14 protein-coding genes are annotated in these 15,455 nt (G+C 57.8%); 1 reads left to right on the top strand and 13 read right to left on the bottom strand.

Going from position 1 to position 15,455, the window contains the following annotated elements:
- Positions 1-424: 424 nt before the first annotated feature.
- The 11 genes from ABIE63_RS00005 to ABIE63_RS00055 all read right to left on the bottom strand — a co-directional run bounded on the left by ABIE63_RS00005 (position 425) and on the right by ABIE63_RS00055 (position 11,287).
- Positions 425-844 carry a DUF1489 domain-containing protein gene (locus ABIE63_RS00005; protein WP_354501507.1) on the bottom strand — a complete coding sequence of 140 codons (420 nt, stop codon included), beginning with the start codon at positions 842-844 and terminating at the stop codon, positions 425-427.
- Positions 844-1,749, bottom strand: coding sequence for a hydroxymethylglutaryl-CoA lyase (locus ABIE63_RS00010; protein ID WP_354501510.1), 906 nt, complete (start codon positions 1,747-1,749; stop codon positions 844-846). The genes ABIE63_RS00005 and ABIE63_RS00010 overlap by 1 nt, the downstream gene beginning before the upstream one ends.
- Positions 1,750-1,751: 2 nt before the next feature.
- Positions 1,752-3,797: an acetyl/propionyl/methylcrotonyl-CoA carboxylase subunit alpha gene (locus tag ABIE63_RS00015; RefSeq protein WP_354501513.1), complete on the bottom strand. Its 2,046-nt coding sequence runs from the start codon at positions 3,795-3,797 to the stop codon at positions 1,752-1,754.
- Between the two features lie 6 nt (positions 3,798-3,803).
- Positions 3,804-4,727, bottom strand: coding sequence for a potassium channel family protein (locus ABIE63_RS00020; protein WP_354501516.1), 924 nt, complete (start codon positions 4,725-4,727; stop codon positions 3,804-3,806).
- A 28-nt stretch (positions 4,728-4,755) separates the two neighbouring features.
- Positions 4,756-5,547, bottom strand: a complete 792-nt coding sequence (locus ABIE63_RS00025) for an enoyl-CoA hydratase/isomerase family protein (protein WP_354501519.1) — start codon at positions 5,545-5,547, stop codon at positions 4,756-4,758.
- A 4-nt stretch (positions 5,548-5,551) separates the two neighbouring features.
- Entirely contained in the window at positions 5,552-7,159 is a 1,608-nt protein-coding gene (locus tag ABIE63_RS00030) for a carboxyl transferase domain-containing protein (RefSeq protein WP_354501522.1), read from the bottom strand.
- A gap of 109 nt (positions 7,160-7,268) precedes the next feature.
- The gene (locus tag ABIE63_RS00035) at positions 7,269-7,883 is read right to left on the bottom strand and encodes a 2-hydroxychromene-2-carboxylate isomerase (protein ID WP_354501525.1); all 615 of its coding nucleotides are present in this window, start codon (positions 7,881-7,883) and stop codon (positions 7,269-7,271) included.
- 43 nt (positions 7,884-7,926) lie between these two features.
- Positions 7,927-9,060: an acyl-CoA dehydrogenase family protein gene (locus ABIE63_RS00040; RefSeq protein WP_354501528.1), complete on the bottom strand. Its 1,134-nt coding sequence runs from the start codon at positions 9,058-9,060 to the stop codon at positions 7,927-7,929.
- Positions 9,061-9,084: 24 nt separating this feature from the next.
- Positions 9,085-9,765 carry an SDR family oxidoreductase gene (locus ABIE63_RS00045; RefSeq protein ID WP_183415206.1) on the bottom strand — a complete coding sequence of 227 codons (681 nt, stop codon included), beginning with the start codon at positions 9,763-9,765 and terminating at the stop codon, positions 9,085-9,087.
- Between the two features lie 35 nt (positions 9,766-9,800).
- Entirely contained in the window at positions 9,801-10,556 is a 756-nt protein-coding gene (locus ABIE63_RS00050) for a hypothetical protein (RefSeq protein WP_354501531.1), read from the bottom strand.
- The gene (locus ABIE63_RS00055) at positions 10,553-11,287 is read right to left on the bottom strand and encodes a ferredoxin (RefSeq protein WP_354501534.1); all 735 of its coding nucleotides are present in this window, start codon (positions 11,285-11,287) and stop codon (positions 10,553-10,555) included. The genes ABIE63_RS00050 and ABIE63_RS00055 overlap by 4 nt, the downstream gene beginning before the upstream one ends.
- A 218-nt stretch (positions 11,288-11,505) precedes the next feature.
- Between ABIE63_RS00055 and ABIE63_RS00060 the strand changes: the two genes are divergently transcribed.
- Positions 11,506-12,471: a GlxA family transcriptional regulator gene (locus ABIE63_RS00060; protein ID WP_354501537.1), complete on the top strand. Its 966-nt coding sequence runs from the start codon at positions 11,506-11,508 to the stop codon at positions 12,469-12,471.
- A 58-nt stretch (positions 12,472-12,529) separates the two neighbouring features.
- Here ABIE63_RS00060 and ABIE63_RS00065 read toward each other — a convergent pair whose 3' ends face one another.
- Both ABIE63_RS00065 and ABIE63_RS00070 read right to left on the bottom strand, forming a co-directional pair.
- The gene (locus ABIE63_RS00065) at positions 12,530-13,558 is read right to left on the bottom strand and encodes a 2-oxoacid:ferredoxin oxidoreductase subunit beta (RefSeq protein WP_354501540.1); all 1,029 of its coding nucleotides are present in this window, start codon (positions 13,556-13,558) and stop codon (positions 12,530-12,532) included.
- Positions 13,555-15,447 (bottom strand): 2-oxoacid:acceptor oxidoreductase subunit alpha, encoded by a 1,893-nt coding sequence (locus ABIE63_RS00070; RefSeq protein ID WP_354501543.1) that lies wholly within the window; start codon positions 15,445-15,447, stop codon positions 13,555-13,557. Before ABIE63_RS00070 ends, ABIE63_RS00065 begins: the two co-directional genes overlap by 4 nt.
- Positions 15,448-15,455 lie beyond the last annotated feature (8 nt).

A 15,455-nucleotide genomic window follows, 5' to 3' on the forward strand; every position in this document is an offset into this window, starting at 1 on the left:
CCAAAGAAAAACAGCACAAAACAGCAACCGCAAAGCCGCCGCCCGCGTATCCCTTCCTTATCTCATATCCACAATGTCAATGAACAAAACCGAACCGCCGCGGCCCTCTGTAACGAGCGCCGTGAAAACCCGGATGACCCGCTCCTTTCGGTTTGAGCCACCCCCTCGATTCGACTGAACGGGTCGAGGAGTATAGCGGCGAAAAAATTACGCTTCAACGTCTGAATCGACGTTAAAACCTAATCTTCTCGTTTTCCGCTTACTGTGTGGCGCAGGACAGTGCGCCGCCGCAGTGATGTGGTGTATAAAGAGGGCTGCCTGGACTGTCAAAGGGAAAAAATTCCAAAACCACAAAAAAGCCTCTTCCCTGGCCCACAAGCCCCCTCAAGCGCCGCTTTGCCTAATCTGAAAATGTACGCAGGGCCTACAGAAGCCCCAGAGTGCGCAGTTCCGTCAGCAATTCTGCGGGCATCTCGGATTCACCGCCCTCCGCGTCGGCTAGATCGCGGGGAGCGTCTTCCGCCTTCAGGTATCGCCAGCCCTGAAACGGCCGGTGCGGGCGCGGCAACACGGGCACCAGCGTATAGTCCAGCAGGATAAGCGTATCGGGGCGCCCTTCGGCATCCACGATCCGATCAAACTCTGTAATTCGCTGTCGGCCGAGCACTTGCCCACGGATGACCCAGTAGATCGATCCGCCGCCGGCGACGATCTCCTCGTGCCGTCGCGGCAGCATGCGGGTGCGATGCCAAAGCCGACCATCGGCCTCCAACCGCTGCCGCTGCCAGTCGGCGAGGCTTTCCAGGCTCTCGCTACCAACCGAAAGCTTGATGAGGTGGAGCATCAGTTTTCCTTACCGGAAAGCGCCTGGTTAACCCTCGAGTTCGGAGCCCGCCCAAGGGCGTCCGATATGAAACGACCGGCGGCGCAGAGCGCAGCTAGGTCTATCTCAGTCTCGATGCCCAGGCCTTGGAGCATATAAACCAAGTCTTCGCTCGAGACATTCCCGCTTGCGCCTTTTGCATAAGGGCAGCCGCCAAGCCCGGCCACCGCACTATCAACAACAGTCACGCCACGTTCCAGGCAGGCCAGAACGTTCGCCAGAGCCTGCCCATAGGTATCGTGGAAGTGGACAGCCAGACGATCCAGCGGAACTCGTGCCGCTACCGTATCCAGCATCTGTTGCGCCTGTCCGGGCGTGCCGATTCCGATCGTATCGCCTAAAGAAATTTGATAACAGCCAAGCTTCAGCAGCTTCTCCGCGACATCGGCGACTGCCTCCACCGCTATCGCACCCTCGTAAGGACAGCCGAGCACACAAGAAACATAGCCCCGCACCGCAATACCAGAACCGAGCGCGGCCTCGCAGACTGGCGAGAATCGTTCCAGACTCTCGGCAATCGAACAGTTGATGTTGCGTTGGGAGAAGGTCTCCGAAGCAGCGCCGAAAATGGCGATCTCGGTTACGCCCACACCCTGCGCTGCGGCAAATCCTTTCATGTTCGGTACTAGGACAGGATAGGTAACGCCCCTTCTCTTGCCGATAGCCTGGAAAACCGCGGCGCTATCCGCCATCTGTGGAACCCATTTTGGACTGACGAAAGCTCCGGCCTCGATCGTCTTTAAGCCGGCGTCCGCCAAGAGGTCGATCAAGGCTACCTTGGTCTCCAGCGACACGGCGTGTTTCTCGTTCTGCAAACCGTCGCGCGGCCCGACCTCGACAACTCTGACTTTCCCCGGCAGGTGCATGGTCACGCCTCTACCGGCTCGAGAGTCAGAAGCTCTACGCCGTCTTCCACCAAATCGCCGACGGCAAAGTGGAGAGCGACAACCTGCGAATCCGCCGGTGCCAATAGCGTATGCTCCATCTTCATGGCCTCCAGCACGATCAAGGCCTGCCCCTGTGTCACCCTCTCACCTTGTTTGACAAGCACCGCTGTTACCTTGCCCGGCATCGGCGCCGTGAGACTTCCGCCGGCATCCGCCCCCTCGCCCGCATGCGCCTGGGGGTCGAGAAAGCCAAGGCGGAAAATCTCGCCCTGTAGAAACACAAGCCGGTCGTCGCCTTCATCCAAAACCCCGGCTACATAGCGACGATCTCCGAGCGCAATCGCCAGATCGCCGTCCGGCCGCTGCTGGAACGATACTGGCAGCGTCTTACCGGCCAGGGTAATCCGCATACCTTCGTCAACACCTGCGGATCCCGGGCCGAAGCCAAGCGTCACATCACAGATATCTTCGCCCCAGGAAAAGCGCATGGGTTGAGCGGTTTCGGCGTTAAGGCGCCAACCATCGCAGGTAAACCAGGGCGAGTTCGGATCGCTGCTCGACGCCGCCTGCGCAGCCGTCTCACGCCGGCGAAGCTGTAATTGGTGAAGCGCTGCAGCCGTCAACACCTGCCCCGGCTCGGATAGGCCCGGCTTTAATAGCTTGCCGGCCTCGCGGGCGATAAACCCGGTATCGACACCGCCCGCGGCGAACGCCTCGTGGCGAAGCGCGCGCCCCAGAAACGCCAGATTGGTTCGGCAACCGGCCACGCGGATACTATCGAGTCCCTGCCGCAACCGCCGCAAAGCCTCATCACGCGTTTCACCCCAGGCAATAACCTTCGCGATCATGGGATCGTAGAAGGGCGAAACGCGGTCCCCCTCTAATACACCGCTGTCGATACGCAACCCCTCGACGGCTTCTGGAAACCGCAGTCTCCTGAGGTCTCCGGTCGCGGGCAAAAAGTCGCGCTCCGCATCCTCCGCATAAAGCCGCGCCTCGATCGCATGCCCCCGAAGCGCAACTTGCTCTTGGGTGATCGGCAACGCCTCACCTGCTGCCACACAGAGCTGCCAAGCCACAAGGTCTAACCCGGTAATAGCCTCGGTAACCGGATGCTCAACCTGCAACCGCGTGTTCATTTCCATGAAGTAGAACTGCTCGTCCTCGACAATGAACTCGACGGTGCCCGCTCCTAGATAATCGATAGCTTCCGCAGCCGCGACCGCGGCTTGTCCCATTTCGGCCCGCCGCGCCGACGTCATGCCGGGTGCAGGCGCTTCCTCCAGCACCTTCTGATGGCGGCGCTGCACGGAACAATCGCGCTCGTTGAGATGCACCCCGTTACCGTGGCTATCCCTGAATATCTGGATCTCGATATGGCGCGGCTTGGTGAGATACTTTTCGATCAGAACTCGATCGTCGCCGAAGGATGCCATGGCCTCGCGTCGTGCGCCCGCAAGTGCAGCTTTGAAGTCGCCTGGTTTCTCGACAACGCGCATCCCCTTGCCGCCACCGCCTGCGGATGCCTTGATCAAAACAGGGAATCCTATCTTGCGCGCCTGCTCCGCCAACAAGGCTTCATCCTGCTCGGCGCCGTGATAGCCCGGGACAAGAGGAACCGCCGCGCGTTCCATCAAGGCCTTGGCCTCGCTCTTGGAACCCATGGCCCTGATGGCCGATGGCGGCGGGCCAACGAAGATCACTCCTGCGGCAGCACAGGCTTCGGCAAAATCCGCATTCTCGGCCAAGAATCCATAACCAGGGTGGATGGCTTGGGCGTCTGATTGCCTCGCCGCTTCGAGTATTCTGTCGACACGCAGATAACTCTCGGCTGCCGCAGCCGGACCGATGCAAAAAGCACTGTCCGCCAGCTTGACGTGCTGGGCCTCGGTGTCCGCTTCCGAATATACCGCGACCGTGCGAATCCCCATGGCTCTGGCCGTGCGCAGGATACGACAGGCAATCTCGCCACGGTTGGCGATCAGCAGGCTATCAAACAGAGCTCGGGCGGATTCGCGCTGGGCCATGAAATTTCAATCCTTACTGCGCCGCTGCGGCTTGGTGCGGCCATAGGAGACAAACTCGGCGAAACCAAACAGTATCAAGAGCGCGCCGACCACGATCTGGGACGATATAATAACCCTGATCAGGTTGGAAACCGGCACGATGTCGCCATAACCGACAGTGCTGAGAGTCACGATCGAAAAGTAGAGACTCTCGGTAAAAGTGATTTCCCGCAGTTCACCACCGATGATGAAACCGCCGCCGCCAAGTGTATCGATGATGCGATAGATGCAGGCATAGACGATCACAATGAGCGAGTAAAAGGAGAAGAAGGCAAAGGCCGGTATCACCAGCCTTTTCATGCCCGCGAAGAACAGTTCGAACAGCAGACTCGTCTCCAGGAGAAAGCTACAGACCTCGTCGCTGACGAAAAACACGATGGCGGCGATTGCCGACATGGAGGCCAGGAAAAGAAGATCGTACTCAAAAGGTGTAAAGTCGTGCCCCGGCAAGGCAAAGGTCAAACCGCCAATCAGGAAAGCTGGAAGCAGCCATCTGAAAACCTTGCCCCAATGGTGAATCTCCCTGTGCTGGTCTTGCAGCAGAAGCTTATGAATTGTTGTCCTGTTGCGCCAGGCGCCCGCCAGAAACGTGAAAACCGGCAGAGGAAAGGTTGCCAGCACCAACCAGGGTGTTACCGGAGCGAAATTGACCTCGATGAAGAATGAGAAGATGCAGGTGTAGACAGCCAGGAAGTTCGTCAGGACAATCGTGAAAAAATGGCGATCGGGAAACAACCGGTAAAACGCCGTCACGGCGACCAATGTCGCCAACAGGACAACCAGCGCGAACAGGCCGCCAACCTGGCCTCGGCTGGTTGCCAGCGTAATGAGCAGAAAAAGAACCGCGGTAAAGGCTGAGGCGCGGACCCAACTCCGATCGCCCATACTCATTCGATCAGCTCCCGTCTTTCAGTGCTTATCACTCGTCGACCCAGTCGGGCTTACGCTTGTCGAAAAACGCCCCCATCCCTTTGCGGGCTTCGTCGCTACCCCGAATGCGCGCTATGCGGCGCGCGGTATCTTCGATCAACGCGTCGTCCGGCAGTTGCAATGCGACACGCGCGATCAAAGCTTTGGCCTCCTTCAAAGCGTTTGGTCCGCCAGCCAACAATGCTTTCAGTATCTCATTTCCCCGCTGTACAAGAAGCCTCTCCGGCACCACCTCGTGGACCAAGCCGCAGGCTAGCGCTTCCTGCGCTCCAAATCGTTCAGCCGTCATGAAGTAGCGCCGCGCCATACGCGGTCCCATGGCCCCAACCACATAGGGGCTGATCACAGCCGGAATCAAACCGAGACGAACTTCCGACAAGCAGAATATCGCCGTCTCTGACGCCAAGGCGATATCACAACAGGCGACCAGGCCGACACCGCCGCCAAAAGCTGCTCCTTGCACGAGTACGACGGTCGGCTTTGAAAAACCGTCGAGCCGACGCATCAACTCGGCCAGTCGGCGCGCGTCCGCCAAGTTCTCTTCCTCACTGTAGTCGGCCATCGCGCGCATCCAGTTAAGGTCGGCGCCAGCGGAAAAGCTCCGGCCCTCCGCTGCCAGCACGACTGCCCTGACCCTTTCATTCTGATCCAAGTCGCAAAGAGCATCGGTCAAGTCGGCGATCAGCTTGGCATTAAAGGCGTTGTGCTTATCCGGACGTGCGAGCGTCAATGTGGCAATGCCGCTTTCGGCGATCTCTTGCAGGAACATGGGGCTGTCCATGGCGTTACATCCGGAACACGCCGAAGCGGGTTGCCTGGGCGGGCGCATTGAGGGCAGCAGATATACCGAGCGCTAAGGACATCCGTGTATCCAACGGGTCGATGATGCCGTCGTCCCACAGACGGGCCGTTGCATAGTAGGGATGACCCTGCCTCTCATACTGTTCTCGGATCGGCGTTTTGAATGCTTCCTCATCGCTTACAGGCCATTCTTGCCCTTTGGCAGCCATCGCGTCCTTGCGGATTGTCGCCAGTACGTTGGCGGCTTGTTCGCCGCCCATGACGGAAATACGTGAATTGGGCCATCCCCAAAGAAACCGGGGAGAGTAAGCACGGCCGCACATGCCATAGTTGCCGGCACCAAAGCTCCCACCAATCAGCACCGTGAACTTAGGCACACGTGCTGTCGCCACCGCCGTCACCAGCTTGGCACCATCTTTGGCGATACCCCCGGCCTCATACTTACGGCCGACCATAAAGCCCGAGATATTCTGCAGGAACACCAGCGGAATACCGCGCTGCGCGCAGAGCTCTATAAAATGCGCTCCCTTCAGGGCGGACTCGGAAAAGAGGATGCCATTGTTCGCCAGGATACCAACCGGATAGCCGTGAATACGCGCAAATCCCGTCACCAGACTGGCACCATAAAGCGCCTTGAACTCGTCGAAATCGGAGCCATCGACCAAGCGCGCAATCACTTCCTTCACATCGTAAGGTTTGCGTAGGTCTGAAGGCACGACGCCGTAAAGTTCGCTCGGGTCATAAAGCGGGTCGCGGGGTGTCGCCAACTCAAGAGTGTGCTGCTTCGAGCGATTCAGGTTACCGACAATGCGGCGCGCCAAAGCCAAGGCGTGGTGATCGTCGGCCGCCAGATGATCGGCGACACCACTGACTTTACTGTGCAGTTCCGCACCGCCCAGGTCTTCGGCACTGACCTCTTCACCTGTTGCCGCTTTCACGAGCGGCGGGCCGCCCAAGAAAATGGTCCCCTGCCCGCGCACGATGATGGCTTCGTCCGACATGGCCGGCACATAGGCCCCGCCGGCGGTACACGATCCCATCACCACGGCGATTTGAGCGATTCCCTTAGCCGACATATTGGCTTGGTTAAAAAAGATGCGCCCGAAATGGTCACGGTCGGGAAAGACCTCATCCTGATTTGGAAGGTTAGCGCCTCCAGAATCCACCAGATAGATACAGGGCAGATGGTTTTGTTCCGCAATCTCTTGAGCGCGAAGGTGCTTTTTCACCGTCAGCGGAAAATATGTGCCGCCCTTGACGGTGGCATCGTTGGCGACAATCAGACATTCCCGTCCAGATACGCGACCGATGCCGGTGATGATGCCGCCGCTTGGCACTTCATTCTTGTAGAGATCCCAGGCGGCCAATTGCGATAGTTCGAGGAATGGCGCGCCCACGTCGAGAAGGTTGCGAATTCGATCACGCGGTAGAAGTTTGCCCCGCGCCAAATGCTTTTCTCGCGGCCCCTGCCCGCCGCCCAACTTGATCGCGGCAACCTTCTCGCGAAGGTCCCCAACCAGCGCCTCCATAGCACGGACATTGGCCTTAAACTCTTCGGATCGCGTGGAGATCGAGCTTTTTAGCACGCTCATTAAAGGGCCCTGCCTCCCTGTGATTGGGTAATCATTCTCAATTGCGCTGAGGCGAAGGCCAACCAAAAAATTCTCAAGAGGAATTAGCGGTCAGGCACACCGATGCTGCCTACCAGCCACCCTTGCGCAACCATTCTCTGACTTCAGCTATCCTATCGTGCCCCCAGAAAGGCTCACCATCGACCAGAAAGAATGGTGACCCGAACACGCCCTTTTTGATCGCCTTGTCGACTTCCGCCTTCAAAAGCTCCTTGATCGCCGGATCCTGCAGAGCCGACGCCATGGCCGCGGCATCCAACCCGGCGTCCGAAGCCGCCTCCAGGACACTATCGGGCTTGGAAATATCCTTGCCCGCCAGAAATGCGCGCTCATAGAGGAAAAGCGCGAAATCACGTGCCTTTGCCGGATCGGTCCCATTCAGCCAATAAAACGCTCGGCAAGCGGCGATCGACGCAAAGGGAAACTGCGGGGGAACGACAAAGGGAATATCATAGTATCGCGCAGCCCGGGCCAGGTCGTGCCGTGCATAGTCGCCTTTGATCGGGATTGTTAGCAAAGGCTCCGCCTTGGTTTGCTTCATGACTGCCCCCAGCAGGAAGGGGCGCCACGTCACCTTGCGTCCATGCTCGGCGGCCTCAGCGTCGATAATCCGCGCGGCGAGGTATCCGTATGGACTGGAGAAATCAAAGTAGAACTCGATCGGACTCGATGCTGCTGATGTCATGGTGCAGTAGTTCCTCCTGCTTGAATGCTTACTTGCTGCCTGCTTATCCGGCTATCTGGCGGCCAATGATCAAGCGTTGAATATCACTTGTGCCCTCGTAAATCTGGCAAACGCGGACATCGCGATAGATACGCTCGACAGGAAAGTCTTCCAGATATCCGTATCCGCCGTGTATCTGCAATGCGGCAGAACATACCCGCTCGGCCATCTCGCTGGCGAACAGCTTCGCCATCGCAGCTTCTTTTAAACAGGGGACACCCGCATCACGCAGGGCCGCGGCGTGGAGTGTCATCAGTTCTGCTGCGTGGAGTTCGGTTGCCATATCCGCCAGGCGAAAATTGACGGCCTGGTGCTCGAAAATCGCCTTGCCCATCGATTGCCGGTCTTTGGCGTAGGCAAGTGCCGCATCATAGGCCGCGCGCGCCATCCCCACGGACTGGGCTGCAATCCCGATGCGGCCGCCTTCCAGGTTCGATAGGGCTATGCGATAGCCCTGCCCTTCCTCGCCCAGCAATAGATCCGGTGTCAGTTCCATGTTGTCGAACACGATCTGGCAGGTATCGCTGGCATGCTGGCCCAGCTTGCGCTCGACGCTGGCTACATTGTATCCGGCCGTGTCCGTCGGCACGATAAAAGCGGAAATACCTTTCTTTCCAGCGGATTGATCGGTAACCGCGAAGACAATGGCGACATCGGCATTGGCGCCAGAAGTGATGAACTGTTTAGTGCCGTTCAATACAAAGCCGTTTCCGCGCTTATCCGCCCGGGTCCGTATGGCGCCCGCGTCGGACCCGGCGTGCGGTTCGGTCAACATGAACGCCCCTAGTTTTTCACCCAGCGCCATCGGCCTCAGGAAGCGTTCCTTCTGCTCTTCACTGCCATACTTGAGAATTGGTTGGCATCCGACGGAATTGTGCACACTCATAATGGTCGAGGTCGCACCATCGCCGGCGGCTACCTCCATCAACGCCAGGGCGTATGAAACGTTGTCGGTTTCAGCGCCCCCCCAAACCTCAGGCACCGTCATACCCAGAAAACCGAGGGTTGCCATCTCTGCCAGTGCTTCTTTTGGAAAATGCCTATCGCGGTCCCAAGACGCCGCGTTAGGCTTCAACCGCGCCTCAGCGAACTGCCGGGCCGTTTCACGAATCATTGCCTGTTCGTCATTAAGCAGCACGGGTCATTCCTCCGCTAAGGCAGGCTACCAGGGCATCTCCGTCCCATCGTATGAATAGAAATGCCCGCTTTGTTCAGGCGTCAGATTGTCGATGATGGCGCGCAATCCCGCGACGCTCTCTTCGGCCGTAATCTCAGCTTTTACGCCGCCCATATCGGTTTGCACCCATCCAGGATGCACCGAGATTACAACGATACCTTTTTCCTCAAGGTCTTCGGATAAGCCCTTGGTGATCATATTCACCGCAGCTTTGCTGGTCCGATAGGGATAAGCCGCGCCAGACCGATTTCGCGCAATCGACCCCAACTGGCTAGAGATATTAACGATGCGCTTCAACTCGCTTTGAGAGACATGTTCGACAAACCGCTCGACAGTTCGCATCAGTCCAATGACATTGACCTGCAAAACTTCGGACCAAGCCTGATAATCCTGTTCGCCAAATCCGGTTCGCGGTCCATAGATGCCGGCGTTGTTGATCAAAAGGTCAATCGGCTGGTCCCGCAAGGAACGGGCAACATTGGCAACCTGCAACTCGTCAGTCACATCTACGCGGTGGACATTAACATCACCTGGTATCTCTTTTAATTCTTTCGCTTTATCTGGATGGCGGCAACAGGCATGCACGCACCAACCGCTCTCCGCATAGCTGCGAACGAACTCCAATCCTATGCCACGGTTGGCGCCTGTTATGAGAAGAGTGGGCATGACGTTCCTTTCGATAATCGCAACTCAAAGGTGCGTCAGGACGACGGCACCCGCTCGCTCGGCAAGAGTTCGCTGGCGGCTGTCGATGAACGTGCTGGATAAGTCAGACCGCTGTCGCTTAGCCAACGATCAAGGAAAGCCTCCAGCCAATCACCGAGCGGAGCAATGTGATGCCTTGCGTCTGCAAGCTGGCGTTCCCGATCCTGCGCTCCAGGATGCGCGAGCATATGGCCCGCGCTGTCCATCCACGTCTGCATCTGGTTCTGTGTCACTTCTGGATGGAACTGAAGCCCGTAGGCCTTTCTTCCTATGCGAAATGCTTGGTTCGGAAAGGTATCACCCCGGGCTAACAATTCGCCGGTCCGAGGCACCGTGAACCCCTCCTTATGCCAGTGGTAGACTAGTGAATGCGGGCCTTTGAACCCGGGCGCCACCGTCTCTATCGGAAAGAAACCGATTTCATAAAGTCCGGTGGGATGGGGTCGCACCTCACCGCCGAAAGCCAATGACAGGAGCTGCGCGCCGAGACAAAATCCCATGAAAGGTTTGTCCGCCTCTACCCACGTTCGAATCCATTCAACCTCATCCTGGATATACCCACCGTCATTGGCACTCTGAGCGCCGCCGTAAACGACGACAGCATCGAACGCGTCGCTTAGGGGATCGGGTAAAACGTCGCCCAGGGCGGGCGCACACCACTCGATCTCAAAGCCTCGCCGAACCAACATTGGATGGGCTCTATCAATTCTTTCCCCTTCCATATGGTTTAAAAGCAAGGCTTTACGGCTCATTCTTCATCTCCAACAACCAAAGGTTTCGTCATATTTGGACGCGCTGACAGAAAAGCGGCCATGTGAAAGGCCGCCTGTTCCTGGTCATAGATATAATCCAGTCCAACCGGACATGCACGCCTCGCCCGACAATAGGCCGTCCGACAATCGTGACCGGCGGCGCTCCCGACATGAGCCGCACAATCGTCAACCCGATAGCCGGCCCCAGTGAAAGCGCCAACCGGGCAGGCACTCAAGCAGGGTTTATCCGCGCAACTCTCGCAGGGATGATCACCCGCCCTGTTTTGTCCTTGGTCATCGAGTTTCAACGCCAAGCCGTCCGCAGATGTAAAAAGTAAAGCCGCACGATAGGCGTGCCACAACCCAAACCGTGGGTGAACCAGAATGCCCAGCGGTGAAGGAAAGACTGCCTCGGCTTGCTGGGCCCAACGCTGAAAAGGATAGTATGGCGGTCCGTCCGATGGATAAAGCGCAGCGGAACCAAACCGCAAGGCGATCGCATCAACAACACGCTTGGTCCAGCGGTTCATTGGATCGGGTTTGCTGTCCCGATACTCCGGACTGCGCACGAAATGGCGCCACATTTCAGGCCCTGCGTTGCCGATCATCGCAACAAAATCCACGGCGCGGCCATCCGGTAAGGACGGCAACGGGGTCTCCGGTCCAGGTCGGAAACCGCCCCTCAACAACAATCCCTGTTCCGCGAGCGCCGTTGTCAGATCGTCCTTCATGGGATCAATGGTCTACCGCAGGGCGAAGGCCCCATAAAGACAATTCCTCGCGTATCATCCTGGACCGCTTTCTACAGCGACAGTGTGGACATTATCGTTCCTTAGTTCTTGTCATTCATGATCGGAGGGTGTCACGATCTCTCGCGCTGGGGGCAGGGACTTGCACATACGGCAGATTCGGCCCCACGCCAACTTTGTACCTCGCCTATCAGGTAGTCATGAAGCAGAGCAGTATCATTGACACTCAACATTTTGGCTTTTTGTTGATTGAAGGCTTTTCCATACTTCCCTTTGCATCAGCTATTGAAGCCCTTCGTTCGGCCAACCGCCATTCAGGCGAGAACCTCTACAGTTGGACACTTCTTTCTCCCGAAGGTGGTCTTGTCACAGCGTCCAGCGGCGTGGCCTGCCGGTCGGACATGCCGGTACGTGCTTGCGACAAATTGGACGCCGTCATTGTGTGCGGCGGCGTGGACGCGCATGTGTTTGACAACAGGCAAACATTGGCCTGGCTCAGGCTGCTAGCCCGTCAGGGGGCAAAGATGGGTGCAGTGTCCCTTGGCAGCTACATCCTCGCACGCGCCGGGCTGCTCAACGGTGTACGCTGCACGATCCACTGGGAAAACCTTGCGGGATTCCAGGAGGACTATCCGCAACTCAACGTGACCGAGGAGTTGTTCGAGATCGACGCAAATCGCTTTACCTGTTCGGGTGGCACCGCCGCATTGGACATGATGATGTCGATAATCGCCAAGGATCACGGTCGCGAACTCGCGACCAAGATCGCGGAAAACTACATCCATGAACGAATCCGCGATCAACACGACCACCAGCGCATGAATTTGCGCACGCGACTGAACATCTCTCATCCCAAGCTGCTGAACGTCATCGAGATGATGCAGCAGAACCTTGAGGACCCGCTGCCCAGATCGAAGCTGGCCGCCATGAGCGGACTTTCGACGCGGCAACTCGAACGGCTGTTCCGCAAGTATCTGAATCGGACTCCGACCCGCTATTACCTGGAGCTTCGTCTCGCCAAGGCACGCTCGCTCCTCAATCAGACATCGCTCTCGATTCTGGACATCGCCATGGCAAGCGGCTTCGTATCAGCGTCTCATTTCTCGAAATGCTATCGCGAACAGTTCAACCGAAAGCCTCGCGACGAGCGCCAACAGATTGCCTAAAGTATATCCTTTGTTTATCTGATTTTTCGTTGTTTATCAGAAAATTAGGGAAGTTTCTTCAAGCTTCTACCGTCCAGGTATGTCCGGCTCTCATTACCTCTTGCAATCCACCTGCGGGTGCCTGCCCTTTGGCGGCGTCCAGTTGCGCATGAACGCTCTGATCGTAACTGGACGTCGGATCACAATAGAGTACGCCCAAGGCGACCGGTAGCGTGGGCGGCTCCATTGCCGCCAGCAACGTCGCCAGCACGCGATTCTTTTCGTCGTGCCGTAGAACATCGGCTTCAGTGATACCGGCATCTCCCAGATTCACGACTTCAAGGGACAGCGTCGAGGGATTCAGGCGCAACCCGCGATCCTGATCTTTACCGAAGATCAAGGGCTCGCCGTGCTGAACATGGACCTGCCGGTCTTCCGCCACATCGCGCTCAGTGATGCCCGCAAAGACGCCATCATTGTAGACGATGCAGTTCTGGAGTATCTCAACCAGTGAGGCGCCACGGTGTGTATGCGCCCGCTTGAAGATCTCCGGCAGCCGCTTTTGCTGCGTGTCGACACCGCGGGCGAAAAACCTCGCCCCCACCCCTAGAGCAAAAAGCCCAGCGGACAAAGGCTGGTCGATCGACCCCATCGGGGTCGAAGGTGTGCGCAGTCCAGCCCGTGACGTCGGCGAGTACTGCCCCTTCGTCAAACCGTAAATCTCGTTGTTGAACAGGAGCATGTTGAGATCGAGATTACGCCGCAGGCAGTGCATCAGGTGGTTACCGCCGATGGAAAGCGCATCCCCGTCGCCCATGACGACCCAGACATCCAGCTCCGGATTGGCCAGTTTCACCCCCGTCGCCACGGCCGGCGCGCGCCCGTGGATAGTATGGAAACCATAGGTCGCGATGTAATAAGGAAAGCGTGCCGCACAGCCTATGCCCGACACGAAGACCGTCTTGGCCGGGTCCGCAGCCAAATCCGCCAGTGTCCGCTGCACGGCCTTCAAGATGGCGTAGTCACCGCACCCTGGGCACCAACGGACTTCCTGATCCGTTGCGTAATCCTTCGGCTGCAAAGCCGCGATTCCATCGGGCCCGCTCATAGCTTCTTCTCCAATCCGGGTTTGCGCGAAATCCTCGCGCGAACCGCCGCTTCCAGATCCGAAACACGGAAAGGCTTGCCGTTGACTTGAGCCAAACTTTCGGCGTCCACCAGATAGCGGTCCCGTAGCAACGTAACCAACTGTCCGTGGTTCATCTCTGGTATTAGTATTTTCTTATAAGTATTTAATATATCGCCGAGATTTGTAGGTAAAGGCCAGATATGTCTCAAATGGACATGCGCCACATTGTAGCCCTCTGCGAGCATGGTTGTGACTGCACGGCTTATGGGGCCATAGGTAGAGCCCCAACCAACCAGCACGAGATCGGCGCCAAGATCTCCCTGATCAACTTCCTGCAACGGAATATCGTTTGCAATGCCTTCGATCTTTGCCGCACGAAGGTCCGTCATGCGCTGATGATTATCGGGGTCGTAGGAGATGTTGCCGGATGTCGAGTCCCTCTCAATTCCGCCAATTCGATGCATCAGCCCAGGTGTCCCGGGGACTGCCCAATCGCGGGCCAGGGTTTGCGGGTTACGGGCAAAGGGCTGGTACCCCTCTGGATCTTGGCGGCGCTTGACCGGAAAACTCGCTATAGCGTCCAAGTCGGGGATGAGCCAGGGCTCCGATGCATTCGCAATGTACCCGTCGGTCAGCAACATGACCGGCGTCATATACTTTGTCGCCAGGCGAACAGCCTCCACCGCAACATCAAAACAATCACCAGGAGCACGCGCCGCCAGCACGACCAAAGGCGAATCGGCGTTGCGTCCGTACACGGCTTGATAGAGGTCAGATTGCTCTGTTTTCGTCGGCATTCCCGTCGAGGGGCCCGCACGCTGGGAGTTCACGACGATCAATGGCAACTCGGTGGCGATGGCAAGACCCAGCGCCTCGGTTTTCAGGGCGACACCGGGTCCGGACGAGGATGTGATTCCCATATCGCCTGCGTAGGACGCCCCGATCGCCGCACAGGCTGCGGCAATCTCGTCTTCCGCCTGAAAGGTCAGGATGTTCAGGGACTTGAGAGCGGCAAGACTATGCAACAGGCTGGAAGCTGGCGTGATTGGGTAGGAGCAGAAAACCATCCGCAAGGCAGCTTTCTCACAGCCGGCGACCAATCCCCAGGCCAATGCCTCGGCGCCGGTGATGGCACGGTAGAGCCCCGGCGGAATTGCAGCCGGGCCAACATCTATCTGTGCCACCTCATGCTGAAGTTCAGATGTTTCACCAAAGGCATGGCCCGCATTGAGCGCCGCTATATTGGCCTCCAAAACCTCAGGCTTGCTGGCGAACTTCCGCTTCAACCAAGCAATCGTGGGGGCACGTTCCCGGCCAAAAAGCCAGTAAACCAAACCAAGCGCCCACATGTTTTTCGAGCGCACAGCCTCTTTCTTCGTGACGCCGACGGTCTCAACTGCGTCCTGGGTGAGCTGTGTGATGTCGATCTTGAGCACCCGATAAGGCGCCAAAGTATCGTCTTCCAGCGGATTGCTATCATAATGCGCCTTGCGCAGGTTCTTGTCGTTGAACTGACCCGTATCAACGATGACCAGACCAGCGGCTTTGACATCGGCCAGATTCACCTTCAGCGCGGCCGGGTTCGTCGCCACCAGGACGTCGAGATGATCGCCGGCCGTCTTGATGCGCCGCGCCCCAAAGTTTATCTGGAACGCCGAGACCCCATACGTGGTTCCGGCAGGCGCGCGAATCTCCGCCGGAAAGTCGGGGAAAGTCGCCAGATCGTTCCCGGCAAGGGCGGTCGTCAGCGTGAACTGACCGCCGGTTATCTGCATACCGTCTCCGGAATCTCCGGCAAAGCGAACTGTCGCCGACTCCATCTCCTGGTGTCGCCGTTCTGCAGATTTTAGGGCCTTAGAGCCTTCCATTCGCGTCG

Origin of the sequence: Limibacillus sp. MBR-115 (assembly GCF_040549425.1) — a bacterium.
GTDB classification, from domain to species: Bacteria; Pseudomonadota; Alphaproteobacteria; order Kiloniellales; family CECT-8803; genus Limibacillus; species Limibacillus halophilus.

Excerpts from the sequence above, each read along its gene's own strand:
- ABIE63_RS00005 (WP_354501507.1), bottom strand. The coding sequence starts at position 844 with ATGCTCCACCTCATCAAGCTTTCGGTTGGTAGCGAGAGCCTGGAAAGC.
- ABIE63_RS00010 (WP_354501510.1), bottom strand. The coding sequence starts at position 1,749 with ATGCACCTGCCGGGGAAAGTCAGAGTTGTCGAGGTCGGGCCGCGCGAC.
- ABIE63_RS00015 (WP_354501513.1), bottom strand. The coding sequence starts at position 3,797 with ATGGCCCAGCGCGAATCCGCCCGAGCTCTGTTTGATAGCCTGCTGATC.
- ABIE63_RS00020 (WP_354501516.1), bottom strand. The coding sequence starts at position 4,727 with ATGAGTATGGGCGATCGGAGTTGGGTCCGCGCCTCAGCCTTTACCGCG.
- ABIE63_RS00025 (WP_354501519.1), bottom strand. The coding sequence starts at position 5,547 with ATGGACAGCCCCATGTTCCTGCAAGAGATCGCCGAAAGCGGCATTGCC.
- ABIE63_RS00030 (WP_354501522.1), bottom strand. The coding sequence starts at position 7,159 with ATGAGCGTGCTAAAAAGCTCGATCTCCACGCGATCCGAAGAGTTTAAG.
- ABIE63_RS00035 (WP_354501525.1), bottom strand. The coding sequence starts at position 7,883 with ATGACATCAGCAGCATCGAGTCCGATCGAGTTCTACTTTGATTTCTCC.
- ABIE63_RS00045 (WP_183415206.1), bottom strand. The coding sequence starts at position 9,765 with ATGCCCACTCTTCTCATAACAGGCGCCAACCGTGGCATAGGATTGGAG.
- ABIE63_RS00050 (WP_354501531.1), bottom strand. The coding sequence starts at position 10,556 with ATGAGCCGTAAAGCCTTGCTTTTAAACCATATGGAAGGGGAAAGAATT.
- ABIE63_RS00055 (WP_354501534.1), bottom strand. The coding sequence starts at position 11,287 with ATGAAGGACGATCTGACAACGGCGCTCGCGGAACAGGGATTGTTGTTG.
- ABIE63_RS00060 (WP_354501537.1), top strand. The coding sequence starts at position 11,506 with ATGAAGCAGAGCAGTATCATTGACACTCAACATTTTGGCTTTTTGTTG.
- ABIE63_RS00065 (WP_354501540.1), bottom strand. The coding sequence starts at position 13,558 with ATGAGCGGGCCCGATGGAATCGCGGCTTTGCAGCCGAAGGATTACGCA.
- ABIE63_RS00070 (WP_354501543.1), bottom strand. The coding sequence starts at position 15,447 with ATGGAAGGCTCTAAGGCCCTAAAATCTGCAGAACGGCGACACCAGGAG.